This window comes from Arenimonas terrae (assembly GCF_006265115.1).
Lineage (GTDB): Bacteria > Pseudomonadota > Gammaproteobacteria > Xanthomonadales > Xanthomonadaceae > Arenimonas > Arenimonas terrae.
The window spans coordinates 837,746-852,634 of the sequence record NZ_SMDR01000001.1 but is presented as its reverse complement, the minus strand read 5'-3'; the positions used below and the strand labels follow the sequence as shown (position 1 = coordinate 852,634).

The following is a 14,889-nucleotide window of genomic DNA, read 5'->3' as shown; positions in this document are numbered from 1 at the left end:
GCGATTATCGCAGAGCGCGCCGGCCGCGGGCGGTCCCGAGGCCATTGCGGATACAATTGGCCGGCAGTCTTCCGAGGTTTCCCGCGCATGAGCAGCCCCAGCCAGGACAGCGTCCGCGCCTGTCTTTCCGGCATCCACGACCCCCACACCGGCACCGACCTGGTCAGCAGCCAGGCCGTGCGCGGCATCGGGGTGGACGGCGACCGCGTCGCCATCGAAATCCAGCTGGGTTATCCGGCGGCCGGCTGGCACGCCGCGCTGGCCGAACAGGTCCGCGCCGCGGTCGAGGCCCTGCCGGGCGTGGCCAGGGCCACGGTGTCGGTGACCTCGCGGGTGTTCGCGCACCGCGTGCAGAAGGAGCTGACCCCGCTGCCGGAAGTGAAGAACATCATCGCCGTCGCTTCGGGCAAGGGCGGCGTCGGCAAATCCACCACCGCGGTGAACCTGGCCCTGGCCCTGCAGGCCGAGGGCGCCGTGGTCGGCGTGCTCGATGCCGACATCTACGGCCCGTCCATCCCCAAGATGCTGGGCCTGGAAGGCCGGCCGGACAGCCCCGACGGCAAGTCGATCGAACCCAAGCGCAACCACGGCCTGCAGGCCATGTCGATCGGCCTGCTGATCGGCGAGGACACGCCGATGATCTGGCGCGGCCCCATGGTCACCCAGGCGCTGCAGCAGCTGCTCAACGACACCCGCTGGCAGGGCCTGGACTACCTGGTCATCGACCTCCCGCCGGGCACCGGCGACATCCAGCTGACGCTCTCGCAGCGCGTCCCCGTGTCCGGCGCCGTCATCGTCACCACGCCGCAGGACATCGCCACGCTGGACGCGCGCAAGGCGCTGCAGATGTTCGCCAAGGTCGAGGTGCCGGTGCTGGGCATCGTCGAGAACATGGCCGTGCACGTGTGCTCGAACTGCGGCCACAGCGAGCACGTCTTCGGCGCCGGCGGCGGCGAGCGCATGGCGGCGCAGTACGGCGTGCCGCTGCTGGGCGCGCTGCCGTTGGACATCCGCATCCGCGAGCAGGCCGATTCGGGCGCGCCCACCGTCGCCGCCGACCCGGACTCGCCGCTGTCGCTGGCCTACCGCGACATCGCCCGCCGCACCGCGGCCCGGCTGTCGCAGCAGGCACGCAACAAGTCGATCGCTTTCCCGAACATCGTGATCCAGAACACCTGATGGCCTGGCGCCGCGCCTTGGCTGCGCTCGTGCTGCTGGCCGCCAGCGTCGCCGGAGCCGCCGCGGCCCAGGACGAGGGCGTGGCCCGGGTGCTGGCCGCCGCCCACGCCCAGGTCGGCGTGACCCGGTATTACGACGGGAGCTACGTGCGCCTGGCCTATCCCGGCGGCGACGTGCCGGCCGACCGCGGCGTCTGCACCGACGTGGTCATCCGCGCCTACCGGGCCGCGGGCCTGGACCTGCAGAAGGCGGTGCACGAGGACATGCGCACCCACTTCGCCGCCTACCCGAAACTCTGGGGCCTGGCGCGGCCGGACCGGAACATCGACCACCGGCGGGTGCCGAACCTGGAGACCTGGGCCCGGCGGGCCGGCCATGCCCTGCCGGCCGGGACCGATCCGGCCAGCTACCGGCCCGGGGACCTGGTCAGCTGGCGCCTGCCCAACGGGCTGCCGCATATCGGCCTGGTGTCGGATCGCCGCGCCCCGGACGGCTCGGGCCGGCCCCTGGTGGTGCACAACATCGGCGCCGGCACCCAGGTCGAGGACGTGCTGTTCGCCTGGCCGCCGGTCGGGCACTTCCGGGTTTTCCGCGACCCGGCGCCGGCCGGATCCCGCTGACCCGGGCCAGCCAGTAGAATCGCCGCTTTCGCCCCGGAGCCTCCGCCCCGCATGAGCATCAAGTCCGACAAGTGGATCCGCCGCATGGCCGAAGGCCAGGGAATGATCGAGCCCTTCGAGCCCGGCCAGGTCAAGCACGCCGCCGACGGCCACCGCATCGTCAGCTACGGCACCTCCAGCTACGGCTACGACGTGCGCTGCGCGCGCGAGTTCAAGATCTTCACCAACATCAACTCGACCATCGTCGACCCGAAGAACTTCGATCCCACGAGCTTCGTGGACGTGGTCTCGGACGTCTGCATCATCCCGCCGAACTCGTTCGCGCTGGCGCGCACGGTCGAGTTCTTCCGCATCCCGCGCGACACCCTGGTGGTCTGCCTGGGCAAGAGCACCTACGCGCGCTGCGGCATCATCGTCAACGTCACGCCGCTCGAGCCCGAGTGGGAAGGCCACGTGACCCTGGAGTTCAGCAACACCACGCCGCTGCCGGCCAAGATCTACGCCGGCGAGGGCGTGGCGCAGATGCTTTTCTTCCAGTCCGACGAAGTCTGCGAGACCTCGTACAAGGACCGCGGCGGCAAGTACCAGGGGCAGACGGGGGTCACGCTGCCAAGGACTTGACGCATTCGCGTCAAGTCCTTCCCACGATTCGTTTCACGAATCGCGGGCCCCAGGCTCATTACTTCCAATCCCCTGCGCCTTCGGCGCGCCCCCCTTGCCAAGGGGAGGCTTTTCACGCCGGTGCGCCTTGGCCGGATGGGGGGGGTATGCTGGGGCAAACCGGGAGATGGCGATGCGGACGATCGTTCTGTTGGGCGCGGTGCTGATGGCGGCGGGCTGCGGCACGCTGGGGCGGCTCGATACCAAGCAAGGCGCCGCGGGGCGGTCGATCGCCGATTACGACCGGGTCATCGTCGCGGATTTCGCCGCCAACGACACCCGTGAGGCGAAGACTCCCGAGCAGGCCGCCGAACGTGCGGCGGCCATCGAAGAGGGGCGCAAGGCCTTTTCCGCCAAGGTTGCCGAGGAGATCCGGGCCACCGGCGCCTTCGCCGAGGTGGCGCAGGCCAAGATGGTCGCGCCTGCCCTGCAGATCACCGGCAGCGTCGACCAGTGGGAGCCGGGCAACGTGGCCGCGCGTTCGCTGGTCGGGTTCGCCGGCAAGAGCGAGTTCAACGCCACCGTCGTGGTCAGCGATCTGGAAACGGGCGAGGAGCTGGCGCGCATCGTCGTCGACCGCAACAGCTGGCCGCTGCCGATCGGCGCCTCGAGCAACGTGGTGCAGTCGGTGGAGTTCCTGATGCACCAGGCGGCCAAACGCATCGCCCACGAGCTGGCGGCGGCCAAGGGCCACGCCCCGCCGCCGCCCGCGCGCTGAGGCCTAGCCGCGCTTGCGGTAGGTGACGAAGAAGCCCAGCAGGTCGCCGTTTTCGGTGTGCGGTTCGATCGACACGGGCTCGTAGCCCTGGTTCGAGAACGCGAGATGGGCGTCGTTGAGTTCGTTCGCGGCCACGCGCTTGCGCAGCCCGAAGGTCACGTCCACGTAGACCGAATAGCCGGCAGACGCGCTCTGGCCGGCCTTGGCGGCCTCGGCTTCGTAGTTGGCCGCAGCAGCGGGCAGGCTCGCCAGGCCCAGGGCCAGGCCGAGCAGGGGGGCGGACAGCAGACGCATGGCAACCTCAGGAGGGGGACAGGGGGTCCAGATGGTGGCGCAGCCGGGCGACCAGGGCCAGCCGGTCCGCTTCCGGATGGCGCAGCGCCGGCCCCGAACCCCAGACCGGCCCGGGCCAGGCCGCGTCGCCTTCCTGTCGCGCCACCACGTGCACGTGCAGCTGCCGCACCACGTTGCCCAGGGCGCCGATGTTGAGCTTGTGCACCGGGCCCAGCGCGCGCAGCAGGTGGCCGGCCAGGTTGATCTCGGCCAGCAGCAGGCGCTGGGCGGCGCCGTCGAGGTCCAGCCATTCGACGGCGCCCGGCAGGCGCGGAACCAGGACCAGCCAGGGGAAACGCTTGTCGTCGACCAGGCGCAGCTGCGACAGCGGGCCGTCGGCAACCAGGACGGAGTCCGCGGCCAGGCGCGGGTCCAGCGAAAATGCTTCCGGCATCAGCGCAGGTTCTTCTGCAGGAAGCCCAGGGTCCGGGTCAGGGCCTGCTGGGCGACCTCGGCGTTGTAGTCGGCGCGCTGGTCGCAGTTGAAACCGTGGCCGGCCCCCGGCCAGACGTGGATCTCGGCGCTGGACAGGGCGTCGCGGTGCTTCTGCACGTCTTCGGGCGGGATGATCGGGTCGGTCTCGCCGAAATGCAGCATCAGCGGCGCCTTCGGGCGTTCGCCCAGCAGGGGCACCGTCCGGCCGCCGTAATAGCTGACCGCCGGCAGGCCCAGGCGGGTATTGGCCAGGAAGGCCACGCTGCCGCCCCAGCAGAAACCCACCACGCCGACCTTGTATTCGCTCTCGAGCAGGTCGAAGGCGCCGCGCACGCCGTCCAGGGCGCCATTGAAGCCCAGCTCGGCGGCGATCTCCCGGCCGCGTGCGACGCCGGCCTCGTCGTAGCCCAGCTCGGTTCCGGGGTGTACCAGGTCGAACAGGGCAGGCGCGACGGCGACGTAGCCGTAGTTGGCGAAACGGTCCGCCACCTGCCGGATATGCGAATTCAGGCCGAAGATCTCCTGCACCACGATCACGGCGCCCCGGGGCGCAACGTGCGGCTTGGCGTGCCAGGCCGAAATGCGCCCGTGGCGGGTACTGATAGAGATGGTCTGGCCCATGCGCTCCCCCAAACGGTGCCGGGGCCCAGCCTACACCGGCCCGGCGACCCGGGAGGGCTATAATCCGCGCCCCATCCCCGTGCCCCCGCCCATGTCCGCCAGCCACCCCAAGGTGGGCTTCGTCAGCCTCGGCTGCCCGAAGGCCCTCGTAGACTCCGAACGCATTTTGACCCAGCTACGGGTCGAGGGCTACGAGATCGTGCCCAGCTACGACGCGGCCGACGTGGTGGTGGTCAACACCTGCGGCTTCATCGACTCGGCCGTGACCGAGAGCCTGGACGCGATCGGCGAGGCGCTGGCCGAGAACGGCAAGGTCATCGTCACCGGCTGCCTGGGCAAGAAGCCCGAGCAGATCCGCGCCGCGCATCCGGACGTACTGTCGATCAGCGGCCCGCAGGACTACGCCAGCGTCATGACCGCCGTGCACGCCGCCCTGCCGCCGCGCCACGACCCCTTCGTCGACCTGCTGCCGGACTACGGCCTCAAGCTCACGCCCAAGCACTACGCCTACCTGAAGATTTCCGAGGGCTGCAACCACCGCTGCAGCTTCTGCATCATTCCCTCCATGCGCGGCGACCTGGTGTCGCGGCCGGTGGACGAGGTGCTGCGCGAAGCCGAGAAGCTTGCGCGCGGCGGCGTGAAGGAGCTGCTGGTGGTGTCGCAGGACACCAGCGCTTACGGCGTGGACGTGAAGTACGCCGAGCGCGAATGGCGCGGCAAGGCCTACCAGACCCGCATGAAGGGCCTGTGCGAAGGCCTGTCCGAACTCGGCCTCTGGACCCGCCTGCACTACGTGTACCCGTACCCGCACGTGGACGACATCATCCCGCTGATGGCGGAAGGCAAGATCCTTCCCTACCTGGACATCCCGTTCCAGCACGCCAGCCCGCGCATCCTGAAGCTGATGAAGCGGCCGGGCGCGGTGGACAAGACGCTCGAGCGCATCCAGCGCTGGCGCGCGATCTGCCCGGACCTGACCATCCGCAGCACCTTCATCGTCGGTTTCCCCGGCGAGACGGACGAGGATTTCGAGCAGCTGCTGTCCTTCCTGGACCAGGCCGAACTCGACCGCGTCGGCGCCTTCGCCTATTCGCCGGTGGACGGCGCCACCGCCAACGCGCTGCCGGATGCCGTGCCCGAGGAAGTGAAGCAGGAGCGCCTGGCCCGTTTCATGGAGCTGCAGGCGCAGATCAGCACCGAAAAGCTCGAGCGCAAGATCGGCAGCGTACAGACGGTGCTGGTGGACGCGATCGACGGCGAGCTGGCGATCGGCCGCTCGAAGGCCGACGCGCCCGAGATCGACGGCCTGGTGCAGATCCAGGACGGCGCCGCCGCGGGCCTGAAGCCCGGCGATTTCTGCGAAGTGCGGATCATGGGCAGCGACGAACACGACCTGTTCGGGCTGGTCGGCGAGGAAGAGGACTGATTCGGGCGGGTCGGTTTCCCCACATTCCGGAGGCTGGGCGATGAAGAGCGCGATGTTCGCTGCGATGTTGCTGGGGGTGCCGACCGCGTTCGCCGGCGATGCGCCGGGTCCGGACGAGCCTTACGTGCTGCAGCCGATGACCGACGAGATGCTGCTCATGCGGCACGACGGCGACCTGGTGCTGGAGACCCGCCTGGACGCCGACTTCAATGGCGACGGCCTGGTCGATACCGCTTACGTGGTTCGCATGCCGGACGAGTGGCGCAGGCTGGTCGTGATGATCGGCTACGCCGAGGAAGTGGACATGGGCCACGGCCCGGCCGGCGAAGCGGAGATGGATCCCTATCCGCTGGGCAGCGCGGCCCTGAGCGTGAAGAAGGGCGTGCTGGTGGTCGAGGACCTGGCCGGCGGCACCAGCGCGGTCTCCAGCACCTACCGCTACCGCTACGACCCCAAGGCGCGGCGCATGCGGCTGATCGGCGACGACGTCACGTATTACAGCCGCACCAACAACCACGACAGCCTCGAGATCAGCACCAACCGCCTGACCGGCCTGCAGCTGCGCAGGGTGAACAAGCTGACGGACGACGCCTACGTGCCGCAGCCTGAAGTCCGAAGCACGGTGTCGACCGCGCCGGTCTACATGGAAGACGCTCCCGACGCCAACGTAACGCTGGGGCTGGAAGAGTAGTCTCCGGGACCCCGCCCCGGAGCACCGATGGCGAACGCCAGCCGCGAAACCACGCCGAAGCCGGCAAAATCCAGCCGCCCCAGCGTGCGCGAGCGCTTCGACGCGCTCCGGAACCTGCGGCCGTTCCTGCGCCAGATCTGGGACACCAGTCCGTCGCTGACCCTGGCCACGCTCGGCCTGCGCCTGGTCCGCGCACTGCTGCCGGTGGTGATGCTCTACGTCGGCAAGCTCATCATCGACGAGGCGCTGCGCCTGGTCGGCCTGGATGCGCGGCTCACCACGATCGGCCAGTGGCTGGACAGCGGCCTGCTCGAGCCGCTGTTGTGGCTGCTGGCGCTGGAGTTCGGCCTGGCGGTGCTGTCGGACGTGCTGGGACGGCTGGTGTCGCTGTTCGACTCGCTGCTGTCGGAACTGTTCACCAATGCGACCAGCGTGCGCCTGATGGAACATGCCGCGCTGCTGGACCTGGAAGACTTCGAGGACAGCGAGCTGCAGGACCGCCTGGACCGCGCCCGCCGCCAGACCATGGGCCGCATGACCCTGATGAGCCAGCTGTTCGGGCAGGCGCAGGACCTGGTGACCATCGTCAGCTTCGCCGCCGGCCTGATCGTCTACGCCCCCTGGCTGATCCTGCTGCTGGCGGTGGCCCTGGTGCCGGCCTTCCTGGGAGAGGCGCACTTCAACGCACTCAACTACACGCTGAACTACTCCTGGACGCCTGAGCGGCGCGAGCTCGAGTACCTGCGCCAGACCGGTGCCAGCGTCGAGACGGCCAAGGAAGTGAAGATCTTCGGCCTGCATGCCTTCCTGATCGGGCGCTTCCGCGAACTGTCGGAGAAGTTCTACCGAGCCAACCGCAGCCTGGCGATCCGGCGCGCCGGCTGGGGCAGCCTGCTCACCGCGCTGGGCACGCTCGGTTATTACGTGGCCTATGCCTACATCGCCTGGCGCACCGTGCGCGGCGAGTTCAGCATCGGCGACCTGACCTTCCTGGCCGGCAGCTTCCGGCGCCTGCGCCAGCTGCTGGAGGGCATGCTGGTCGGGTTCTCGCAGGTGGCGGGGCAGGCGCTGTACCTGGACGACCTGTTCTCGTTCTTCGAGATCGCGCCGGAGATCACCTCGCCGCCGTCGCCGCGGCCGTTCCCGGCCGTCATCCACCAGGGTTTCGTGTTCGAGGACGTCGGCTTCCGCTATCCCGGCGCCGAGCGCTGGGCGGTGCGGCACCTGTCCTTCACGCTCAAGGCCGGCGAAGTGCTGGCCCTGGTCGGCGAGAACGGTGCCGGCAAGACCACGCTGGTGAAGCTGCTGGCGCGGCTCTACGACCCGGACGAGGGCCGCATCCTGCTCGACGGCCACGACCTTCGCGACTACGACCTGGACGTGCTGCGCCGGAACATCGGCGTGATCTTCCAGGACTTCGTGCGCTACCACCTCACCGCCGCCGAAAACATCGCGGTCGGACGCGTCGAGGCGCGCGGCGACCGCGCCCGCATCGTCGAGGCGGCCCGGCGCAGCCTGGCGGACGACGTGATCGCGAAGCTGCCCAGGGGCTACGACCAGGTGATCGGCAAGCGTTTCAGGAATGGCGTGGACCTGTCGGGCGGCGAGTGGCAGAAGGTTGCGATCGCGCGCGCCTACATGCGCGATTCGCAGCTGCTGATCCTGGACGAACCGACCGCCGCGCTGGACGCGCGCTCGGAGTTCGAGGTGTTCCAGCGTTTCAAGGAGCTCAGCGACGGCCGCACCGCCGTGCTGATCTCGCACCGGTTCTCCAGCGTGCGCATGGCCGACCGCATCCTGGTGCTCGACCAGGGCCAGGTGGAGGCGGTCGGCACCCATGAGGAGCTGCTCGCCCAGCAGGGGCGCTATGCGGAGCTGTTCGAGCTGCAGGCGGCCGGGTACCGCTGAAAGGCAGGCGCTAGTCGTACTGCACGGACACCACGACGAACCGCCGCATCCCGCCCGGCAGCGCCACCTCGAACTCGTCGTCCACGCGCTTCTTCAGCGCGGCGCGCGCCAGCGGCGAATCCACGCTGATGTCGCCGGCCCTGGCATCGGTTTCGTCGGGGCCGACGATGCGGTAGCGGGCGGTGTCGCCGCTGTCGGTGTCCTCGACTTCCAGGCGGGCACCGAAGAACACGGCGCCGGGATCGGAGGGCCGGCCCTCCGCCACCTTCAGGACCTCCAGGCGCTTGCTGAGATAGCGCACGCGGCGATCGATCTCGCCCAACTGCTTCTTGCGGTAGGTGTACTCGGCGTTCTCGCTGCGGTCGCCTTCGGCCGCAGCGGCGGCCAGGGCCTTGACCACTTCGGGCCGGCGCATGCGCCACAGCTCGTCCAGCTCCGCGCGCAGGCGTTCGAAACCGGCGCGGGTAATGATCGGGGTGGAGTGTTCCGGAGGGGGGCGCCAGCGTGACATGCGGGGTCGGGGCAGGGGGTCGTATCGTGGCGCCAGCGGTGCCGGTGGTTTGCCTCAGCGCTTCTTGCCGCCGAGCAGGCTGCCCAGGATGCCGCGCAGCAGCTGCCGGCCCAGGCCGGTCGCGACGGTGCGGGTGGCGGATTTCGCGGCGGCTTCCACCGCGCCCTGGCGGCGCTTGGTGCCCCACAGGAATTCGTCGAGCCTGGACGGCGTTTCCGGCGTCGCCTTGGGGGCGGGTGCGCCCGGTGCCGGCGCCTTGGCCTGCGGCTCCGGCGCGGTGGCCTGTTCGGCGCGCTGGGCCAGCATCTCGAAGGCCGACTCGCGGTTCACCGCGGTGTCGTACTTGCCGCCGACCGGGCTGCGGGCGCGCACGACGGCACGCTCTTCGGGCGTGATCGCACCCATGCGGCAGCGCGGCGGCGCGATCAGCGCGCGTTCGACCGGCATCGGGATGCCCTTGTCCAGCAGCATCGACACCAGGGCTTCGCCGACGCCCAGTTCGCCGATCACCCTGGCGACGTCGAGCTTGGGGTTCTGCACGAAGGTTTCGGCGGCGGTGCGCACCGCCTTCTGGTCGCGCGGGGTGAAGGCGCGCAGCGCGTGCTGCACGCGGTTGCCGAGCTGGCCGAGCACCTCGTCGGGCACGTCGTCGGGGTTCTGCGAGCAGAAGTAGATGCCCACGCCCTTGGAGCGTATCAGGCGCACGACCTGTTCCACCCGCTGCTGCAGCGCCGGCGGGCAGTCGTCGAACAGCAGGTGCGCCTCGTCGAAGAAGAAAACCAGCTTGGGAACCTCCAGGTCGCCCACTTCCGGCAGCGTCTCGAACAGCTCCGACAGCAGCCACAGCAGGAAGCTCGAATACAGGCGCGGGCGCAGGATCAGCTGGTCGGCCGCCAGCAGGTTGATGATGCCGCGGCCCGACATGTCCTGGCGCATCAGGTCGGCCAGCTGCACCGCCGGTTCGCCGAAGAACTGCTCGCCGCCGTCCTGCTCCAGGCGCAGCAGGGCGCGCTGGATCGCCGCCACCGACTGCGGGCTGACCAGGCCGTATTCCTTGGAGATGTCGCCCTTGTGTTCGGCCACGAAGCCGAGCAGGGCGCGCAGGTCGTCGAGGTCGAGCAGCAGCAGGCCCTTGTCGTCGGCCAGCTTGAAGGCGATGTCCATCACGCCCGACTGCACGTCGTTGAGTTCGAGCATGCGCGACATCAGCGCCGGGCCGACTTCCGACACCGTCGTGCGCAGCGGATGCCCGAGCTTGCCGTACAGGTCCCAGAACACCACCGGGCTGGCTTCGTTGACGTAGCCCTCGACGCCGATCTGCTGCACGCGCGCGGCGATCTTCTCGTTGCTGCTGCCGGCGACGGCGAGGCCGGCGATGTCGCCCTTCACGTCGGCCATGATCACCGGTACGCCCAGGCGCGAGAATCCTTCGGCCATCACCATCAGGGTCACCGACTTGCCGGTGCCCGTGGCGCCGGCGACCAGGCCATGGCGGTTGCCGTACTTGCCCAGCAGGCGCGCGGGCAGGTCGCCCTTGCCGATCAGGATGTCGCTCATCAGGGGGCCGCTCCGGCGCAGGGGAATGCCGGGATTCTAGCGGCTCGCGAGCGCCTGGGAAGCGCCGGCTTGCAGCGCCACCGCGCCGGCCGCTAGTCTGCCGGCCTCCTGCCTGGAATGCCCCGCATGCGCGCCTCGCTGCTCCTGATCCCGATCCTGCTTGCCGCGGCGCTGATGCCCGGCGCGGCCGATGCCCGCCGCGTCTCCGCCAACACCCAGAAGCTCTACGACGAACTCGACCAGGCGACCACCGATTACCGCAACGGCCTGCTGCAGATGCGCCGCGGCGAAACCGCACCCGGCCGCGAGGCCGTGCGCGCCGCGTCGGCGAAGCTGCTGGCGTCCGCCCGCCGCTGCGAAGCGACCCGCGGCTGCGAGGTGGCGCGTTTTGTCGCCGCCTACGATGCGCTGCTGCAGCACGGCGCCGATGTCGCGGCCGGCGGCGGCGAAGGTTTCGGCGCCGAAGCGGCGCAGGCGGCGCTGGCTGGCGAGGGGTCGGCGGTGCTGGCCTCGATGCCCGAGGCCGGGCGTTCGGTCGCCATGCTCAAGGGCCGCGACCTGCGCGAGCTGATCGAGATGAACGGCCCGGTGAAGGCCGCGCTGGCCGAATGGCTGACCTGGATGCGCCCCAGCCTGATCACCAGCTGGGAGAACTACCAGCAGATGCGCTTCCTGATGTGGCCCGAGTACGAACAGGCGGGCCTGCCGGAAGCGCTGCTGTTCGGCATCCTGGCCAAGGAATCCAACGGCCGCGTGCACGCGGTGTCGCGCGCCGGCGCTGCCGGCCCGATGCAGTTCATGCCGGCCACCGGCGCGCGTTTCGGCCTGGGCTGGCGCGACGGTTTCGACACCCGCTACGACCCGCAGCTGGCCGCGCGCGCCAGCGTGCTCTATTTCAACGAGCGCTTCGCCGAACTCAACAACGACCTGGAATTCGCGGTGGCCGCGTACAACGGCGGCGAAGGCCGTGCGCTGCGCCTCAAGCGTGCCGCCGGCGACAAGGACTTCTGGGACCCGTCGGTGTACGCCACGCTGCCGCCGGAAACCCGCGACTACGTGCCCTACGTGCTGGCCGCGGCCTGGCTGTTCCTGCATCCGGAGGAATACGGCCTCGAATTCCCGCAGGTAAACGGCGCGGCGACCGTGCTCAAGCTGCAGGCCCCGGCATCGATCTACCAGCTGGCCATCTGCCTGGGCGGCCCGCGCGAGGGTTATTTCCGCGCCCTGCGCAACCTCAATCCGCGCTACGAGCCGCATCACGCGATTCCGGCCGGCACCGAGCTGCGGGTGCCGGTGGCGGTGCCGCCGCTGTACCAGCGCAGCTGCGTGAGCGGGCCGCGCGCGGAGCTGGCGGTGGCGCTGATGGCCGCCAGCAAACCTACGGTGGCGTCGATGTCCGCGCCGCCGGCGCGCGCGGCGGCGGCCCGCACCTACCGGGTGCGTTCGGGCGATACGCTCAGCAGCATCGCGCGGCGCCACGACTGCGCCGGACCCGACCAGCTCGCGCGCGCCAACGGCCTGCGCGCGCCCTATGTCATCCGCGCCGGGCAGCGGCTGCAGCTCAAGGGCTGCACGGGTTAGTCCTGCGGGGCGGGTTCGGCCTCGGCCGGACCGGTGGTCGCCGGACGTTCGCCGCGCTGCAGGTTCCATTCGTAGTCGGCGCGCGGGATCGGGCCCACGCTCAGCGCCAGCGCGACCGGGCGGATGCAGGTCGCCACCGGGATGCCTTCGGTCACCGGCTCCACATGGACCGGGACCCAGGCCGTGATCCGCGGCGGCTGCACGTCGACGTCGACCGGACCGCCCGCGATCGATTCGCGCGAGTTCAGCCAGATCGTCAGCGAGCGCACGGCGCGGTCCTGTTCCGGCCACTCGGTGCGGGCGGGGTGATCGGCGCCGGCGACGCAACCCGGATCGGCCACCGACAGCCAGCCGCGGGGCGCGGCGACCGGTTCGGGCACGGCCGGTTCCGGCAGGGCCGGAGGCTGGCCGGGGTCCAGGGCCAGCACGGCGCCCGCCGACAGCGCGGCGAAGGCCAGCGCCAGCGCCTGGCGCATCACAGCGAATCCCAGCCGGCGCACGGCTTGAAGCGGCCGCCGTAGCGCGTGGTCAGGGTCTCGAGCCGCGCCTTGAGCGTGTCGGCGCCGACCGCCTTGATGTGCTGGATCGGGCCGCCGCGGAAGGGCGCGAAACCGGTGCCGAAGATCACGCCGGCATCGAGCAGGTCGGCATCGGCGATGACGCCGTCGTGCAGGCAGGACACCGCCTCGTTGAGCAGGGGCAGGATCAGCCGGTCTTCCAGGTCTTCCGGCGCCTGGTAGTCCTTGGGCACCTCGGGTTTCACCGCGCGGCCGTTTTCCCACTTGTACAGGCCCTGGCCGTCCTTCTTGCCGCGCTTGCCGGCTTCGACCTTGAAGGCATCCGGCAGGGCCTGGCCGTGGAAGTCGGCCATGATCTTGCCCACGCTCGCGGCGACGTCGAGGCCGACAGTGTCCACCAGCTCGATCGGCCCCATGGGCATGCCGAACTTCAGCGCCGCCTTGTCGATCACCGGGCCCGGGATGCCTTCCGAGAACGCGATGATCGCTTCCTGCATGTAGGGCGCCAGGATGCGGTTGACCAGGAAACCGGGCGTGCCCGCGACCGGCACCGGCAGCTTGTCGATCGCCTTGCAGAAGGCGGCGAGGCGGCGTTCGGTTTCGGCATCGAGCTGGTCGTGGCGCACGATCTCCACCAGCGGCATCAGCGCCACCGGGTTGAAGTAGTGCAGGCCAGCGAAACGCGCGGGATCCCTGCGACCGGCGCGCAGGTCGGTGAGCGGGATGGACGAGGTGTTGGACACCAGGATCGCACCGGGCTTGAGCGTTTCCTCGACCTTGGCGAACAGCGCCTGCTTGGCCTCGAGGTTCTCGAAGATCGCCTCGATCACCAGGTCGGCGCCAGCCACGCCCGCGCCCTCGACGTCGGCCTTGAGCCGCGCCGACGTGGCCTCGCGCTTGGCCGGGTCCTTCACCTTCTTCTCGAACAGCGCCTTGGCGCGGTCGAGCGCGGGCTGTACGTACTGCATCTCGCGGTCCTGCAGGGTCACCTCGAATCCGCGCAGCGCGCACCAGGCGGCGATGTCGCCACCCATCACGCCGGCGCCGACTACGTGCACCTTCTGGATCCCGTGATCCTTGCCGCCCAGGCCCTTCAGCCGGTCCATCAGGAAGAACACGCGCACCAGGTTGTGCGCGGTCGGCGTGCCGGCCAGCTTCACCACCGACTTCGCTTCGGCCTTGAGCGCGGCGTGCACCGGCAGGCCGCCGCTGCGGCGCCAGGTCTCGATCAGGGCGAAGGGCGCTGGGTAGTGCTCTTTGCGCGCCTTGCGGGCGACCTGCTTGGCCATCTGCGGCGCCAGCAGTGCCCGCGCCGGGCCGGTGTTGGTGGCCCAGGCCAGGAACCGCTGCTTGAACGGCCGCACCGTGCCGCGCTGGGCGAGCTTGACCGCCTCTTCCAGCAGGTCTTCGCGCGCCACGACCTTGTCCACCAGGCCCATCGCGCGCGCCGCCGACGCCGACAGGCTGCGGCCGGTGAGCATCAGGTCCATCGCCGCCGGCGCGCCGAGCAGGCGCGGTGCGCGCACGCTGCCGCCCCAGCCCGGGTAGATGCCCAGCTTGATTTCGGGCAGGCCGATGCGGGTCTTCTCGTCGTTGCTGGCGATGCGGTAGCGGCAGGCCAGCGCGATCTCGGTGCCGCCGCCCATGCAGTGGCCGTGGATGGCCGCGACGGTGGGGCAGCGCAGTTCGGCGAGCTTCTGGAAGACCAGCTGGCCGCGGCGGATCCAGTCCTCGGTCTGGCCCTTGGCGGCGATCGCCTCGAAGCCCTTGATGTCGGCGCCGGGAATGAAACCGGCGTCCTTGCCCGAAATGATCACGATGCCCTTGGGCAGCTCGAGCTGGATGCGCTCGATCATCGCCTCGATCTCGTCCAGCACCGCCCGCGAGAGCGCGTTCACGCCCTGGTCGGAGCGGTCGAGGGTGAGCACCAGGATGCCGTCGGGGCGGCGGGTAACCTGCCAATGGGCCAGGCGAAGTCCGTCGAACATGGCGGGCTCCATACGTTGGGGTAGGGAAGGGAGCACGTATCATCGGGGCAGGACCCCGGGGGGTCAACGCCGGTGAAGCCCGATGAACGGGGCGACCGGAACTTTCCCGGGTCGTGGATGTCCATGTGGCGGCCCGGACGGCC

Annotated in this window: 15 protein-coding genes; 8 read left to right on the top strand and 7 right to left on the bottom strand. The window is 70.1% G+C overall.

Annotation, left to right across the window (positions count from 1 at the left end; genetic code table 11):
- The first annotated feature begins 87 nt into the window (after positions 1-87).
- From apbC to E1B00_RS04065, 4 genes are all read left to right on the top strand, one after another.
- Positions 88-1,179 (top strand): iron-sulfur cluster carrier protein ApbC, encoded by a 1,092-nt coding sequence (gene apbC, locus E1B00_RS04080; protein ID WP_139445964.1) that lies wholly within the window; start codon positions 88-90, stop codon positions 1,177-1,179.
- Positions 1,179-1,799, top strand: a complete 621-nt coding sequence (locus E1B00_RS04075) for a DUF1287 domain-containing protein (protein WP_139445962.1) — start codon at positions 1,179-1,181, stop codon at positions 1,797-1,799. Before apbC ends, E1B00_RS04075 begins: the two co-directional genes overlap by 1 nt.
- A 51-nt stretch (positions 1,800-1,850) precedes the next feature.
- A complete protein-coding gene (gene dcd, locus E1B00_RS04070; protein ID WP_139445960.1) occupies positions 1,851-2,420 on the top strand; it encodes a dCTP deaminase in 570 nt (189 codons plus the stop codon).
- Positions 2,421-2,592: 172 nt separating this feature from the next.
- Positions 2,593-3,177, top strand: a complete 585-nt coding sequence (locus tag E1B00_RS04065) for a DUF4410 domain-containing protein (protein WP_176693114.1) — start codon at positions 2,593-2,595, stop codon at positions 3,175-3,177.
- Between the two features lie 3 nt (positions 3,178-3,180).
- Here the strand turns inward: E1B00_RS04065 and E1B00_RS04060 are convergent, their stop codons facing one another.
- Genes E1B00_RS04060 through E1B00_RS04050 form a run of 3 tightly spaced genes read right to left on the bottom strand, consistent with a single transcriptional unit; the run spans position 3,181 to position 4,566 of the window.
- The gene (locus E1B00_RS04060) at positions 3,181-3,471 is read right to left on the bottom strand and encodes a hypothetical protein (protein ID WP_139445956.1); all 291 of its coding nucleotides are present in this window, start codon (positions 3,469-3,471) and stop codon (positions 3,181-3,183) included.
- A 7-nt stretch (positions 3,472-3,478) separates the two neighbouring features.
- Positions 3,479-3,904 (bottom strand): HIT domain-containing protein, encoded by a 426-nt coding sequence (locus E1B00_RS04055; protein WP_139445954.1) that lies wholly within the window; start codon positions 3,902-3,904, stop codon positions 3,479-3,481.
- Complete coding sequence (locus E1B00_RS04050) at positions 3,904-4,566, bottom strand: dienelactone hydrolase family protein (protein WP_139445952.1); 663 nt, start codon at positions 4,564-4,566, stop codon at positions 3,904-3,906. Before E1B00_RS04050 ends, E1B00_RS04055 begins: the two co-directional genes overlap by 1 nt.
- Positions 4,567-4,657: 91 nt before the next feature.
- On the opposite strand from E1B00_RS04050, the gene rimO reads away from it, so the two are divergent.
- Genes rimO through E1B00_RS04035 form a run of 3 tightly spaced genes read left to right on the top strand, consistent with a single transcriptional unit; the run spans position 4,658 to position 8,591 of the window.
- Complete coding sequence (rimO, locus tag E1B00_RS04045; protein ID WP_139445950.1) at positions 4,658-5,992, top strand: 30S ribosomal protein S12 methylthiotransferase RimO; 1,335 nt, start codon at positions 4,658-4,660, stop codon at positions 5,990-5,992.
- A 40-nt stretch (positions 5,993-6,032) separates the two neighbouring features.
- Positions 6,033-6,683: a hypothetical protein gene (locus E1B00_RS04040; protein ID WP_139445947.1), complete on the top strand. Its 651-nt coding sequence runs from the start codon at positions 6,033-6,035 to the stop codon at positions 6,681-6,683.
- A gap of 27 nt (positions 6,684-6,710) precedes the next feature.
- A complete protein-coding gene (locus E1B00_RS04035; protein WP_139445945.1) occupies positions 6,711-8,591 on the top strand; it encodes an ABC transporter ATP-binding protein in 1,881 nt (626 codons plus the stop codon).
- Between the two features lie 10 nt (positions 8,592-8,601).
- Here E1B00_RS04035 and greB read toward each other — a convergent pair whose 3' ends face one another.
- Positions 8,602-9,102 (bottom strand): transcription elongation factor GreB, encoded by a 501-nt coding sequence (greB, locus tag E1B00_RS04030; protein ID WP_139445943.1) that lies wholly within the window; start codon positions 9,100-9,102, stop codon positions 8,602-8,604.
- Between the two features lie 54 nt (positions 9,103-9,156).
- Entirely contained in the window at positions 9,157-10,659 is a 1,503-nt protein-coding gene (locus tag E1B00_RS04025; RefSeq protein WP_139445941.1) for a helicase HerA-like domain-containing protein, read from the bottom strand.
- A gap of 126 nt (positions 10,660-10,785) precedes the next feature.
- Here E1B00_RS04025 and E1B00_RS04020 point away from each other — a divergent pair, with 126 nt between their 5' ends.
- Complete coding sequence (locus tag E1B00_RS04020) at positions 10,786-12,240, top strand: transglycosylase SLT domain-containing protein (RefSeq protein ID WP_246048461.1); 1,455 nt, start codon at positions 10,786-10,788, stop codon at positions 12,238-12,240.
- Here the strand turns inward: E1B00_RS04020 and E1B00_RS04015 are convergent.
- Positions 12,237-12,716, bottom strand: coding sequence for a hypothetical protein (locus E1B00_RS04015; RefSeq protein ID WP_139445938.1), 480 nt, complete (start codon positions 12,714-12,716; stop codon positions 12,237-12,239). The two genes, E1B00_RS04020 and E1B00_RS04015, sit on opposite strands and share 4 nt — an antisense overlap.
- Entirely contained in the window at positions 12,716-14,746 is a 2,031-nt protein-coding gene (locus tag E1B00_RS04010) for a 3-hydroxyacyl-CoA dehydrogenase NAD-binding domain-containing protein (protein ID WP_425456438.1), read from the bottom strand. Before E1B00_RS04010 ends, E1B00_RS04015 begins: the two co-directional genes overlap by 1 nt.
- Between the last annotated feature and the right edge of the window lie 143 nt (positions 14,747-14,889).

Coding starts and splice junctions, on each gene's coding strand:
- apbC (WP_139445964.1), top strand. CDS start 88: ATGAGCAGCCCCAGCCAGGACAGCGTCCGCGCCTGTCTTTCCGGCATC.
- E1B00_RS04075 (WP_139445962.1), top strand. CDS start 1,179: ATGGCCTGGCGCCGCGCCTTGGCTGCGCTCGTGCTGCTGGCCGCCAGC.
- dcd (WP_139445960.1), top strand. CDS start 1,851: ATGAGCATCAAGTCCGACAAGTGGATCCGCCGCATGGCCGAAGGCCAG.
- E1B00_RS04065 (WP_176693114.1), top strand. CDS start 2,593: ATGCGGACGATCGTTCTGTTGGGCGCGGTGCTGATGGCGGCGGGCTGC.
- E1B00_RS04060 (WP_139445956.1), bottom strand. CDS start 3,471: ATGCGTCTGCTGTCCGCCCCCCTGCTCGGCCTGGCCCTGGGCCTGGCG.
- E1B00_RS04055 (WP_139445954.1), bottom strand. CDS start 3,904: ATGCCGGAAGCATTTTCGCTGGACCCGCGCCTGGCCGCGGACTCCGTC.
- E1B00_RS04050 (WP_139445952.1), bottom strand. CDS start 4,566: ATGGGCCAGACCATCTCTATCAGTACCCGCCACGGGCGCATTTCGGCC.
- rimO (WP_139445950.1), top strand. CDS start 4,658: ATGTCCGCCAGCCACCCCAAGGTGGGCTTCGTCAGCCTCGGCTGCCCG.
- E1B00_RS04040 (WP_139445947.1), top strand. CDS start 6,033: ATGAAGAGCGCGATGTTCGCTGCGATGTTGCTGGGGGTGCCGACCGCG.
- E1B00_RS04035 (WP_139445945.1), top strand. CDS start 6,711: ATGGCGAACGCCAGCCGCGAAACCACGCCGAAGCCGGCAAAATCCAGC.
- greB (WP_139445943.1), bottom strand. CDS start 9,102: ATGTCACGCTGGCGCCCCCCTCCGGAACACTCCACCCCGATCATTACC.
- E1B00_RS04025 (WP_139445941.1), bottom strand. CDS start 10,659: ATGAGCGACATCCTGATCGGCAAGGGCGACCTGCCCGCGCGCCTGCTG.
- E1B00_RS04020 (WP_246048461.1), top strand. CDS start 10,786: ATGCGCGCCTCGCTGCTCCTGATCCCGATCCTGCTTGCCGCGGCGCTG.
- E1B00_RS04015 (WP_139445938.1), bottom strand. CDS start 12,716: ATGCGCCAGGCGCTGGCGCTGGCCTTCGCCGCGCTGTCGGCGGGCGCC.
- E1B00_RS04010 (WP_425456438.1), bottom strand. CDS start 14,746: ATGTTCGACGGACTTCGCCTGGCCCATTGGCAGGTTACCCGCCGCCCC.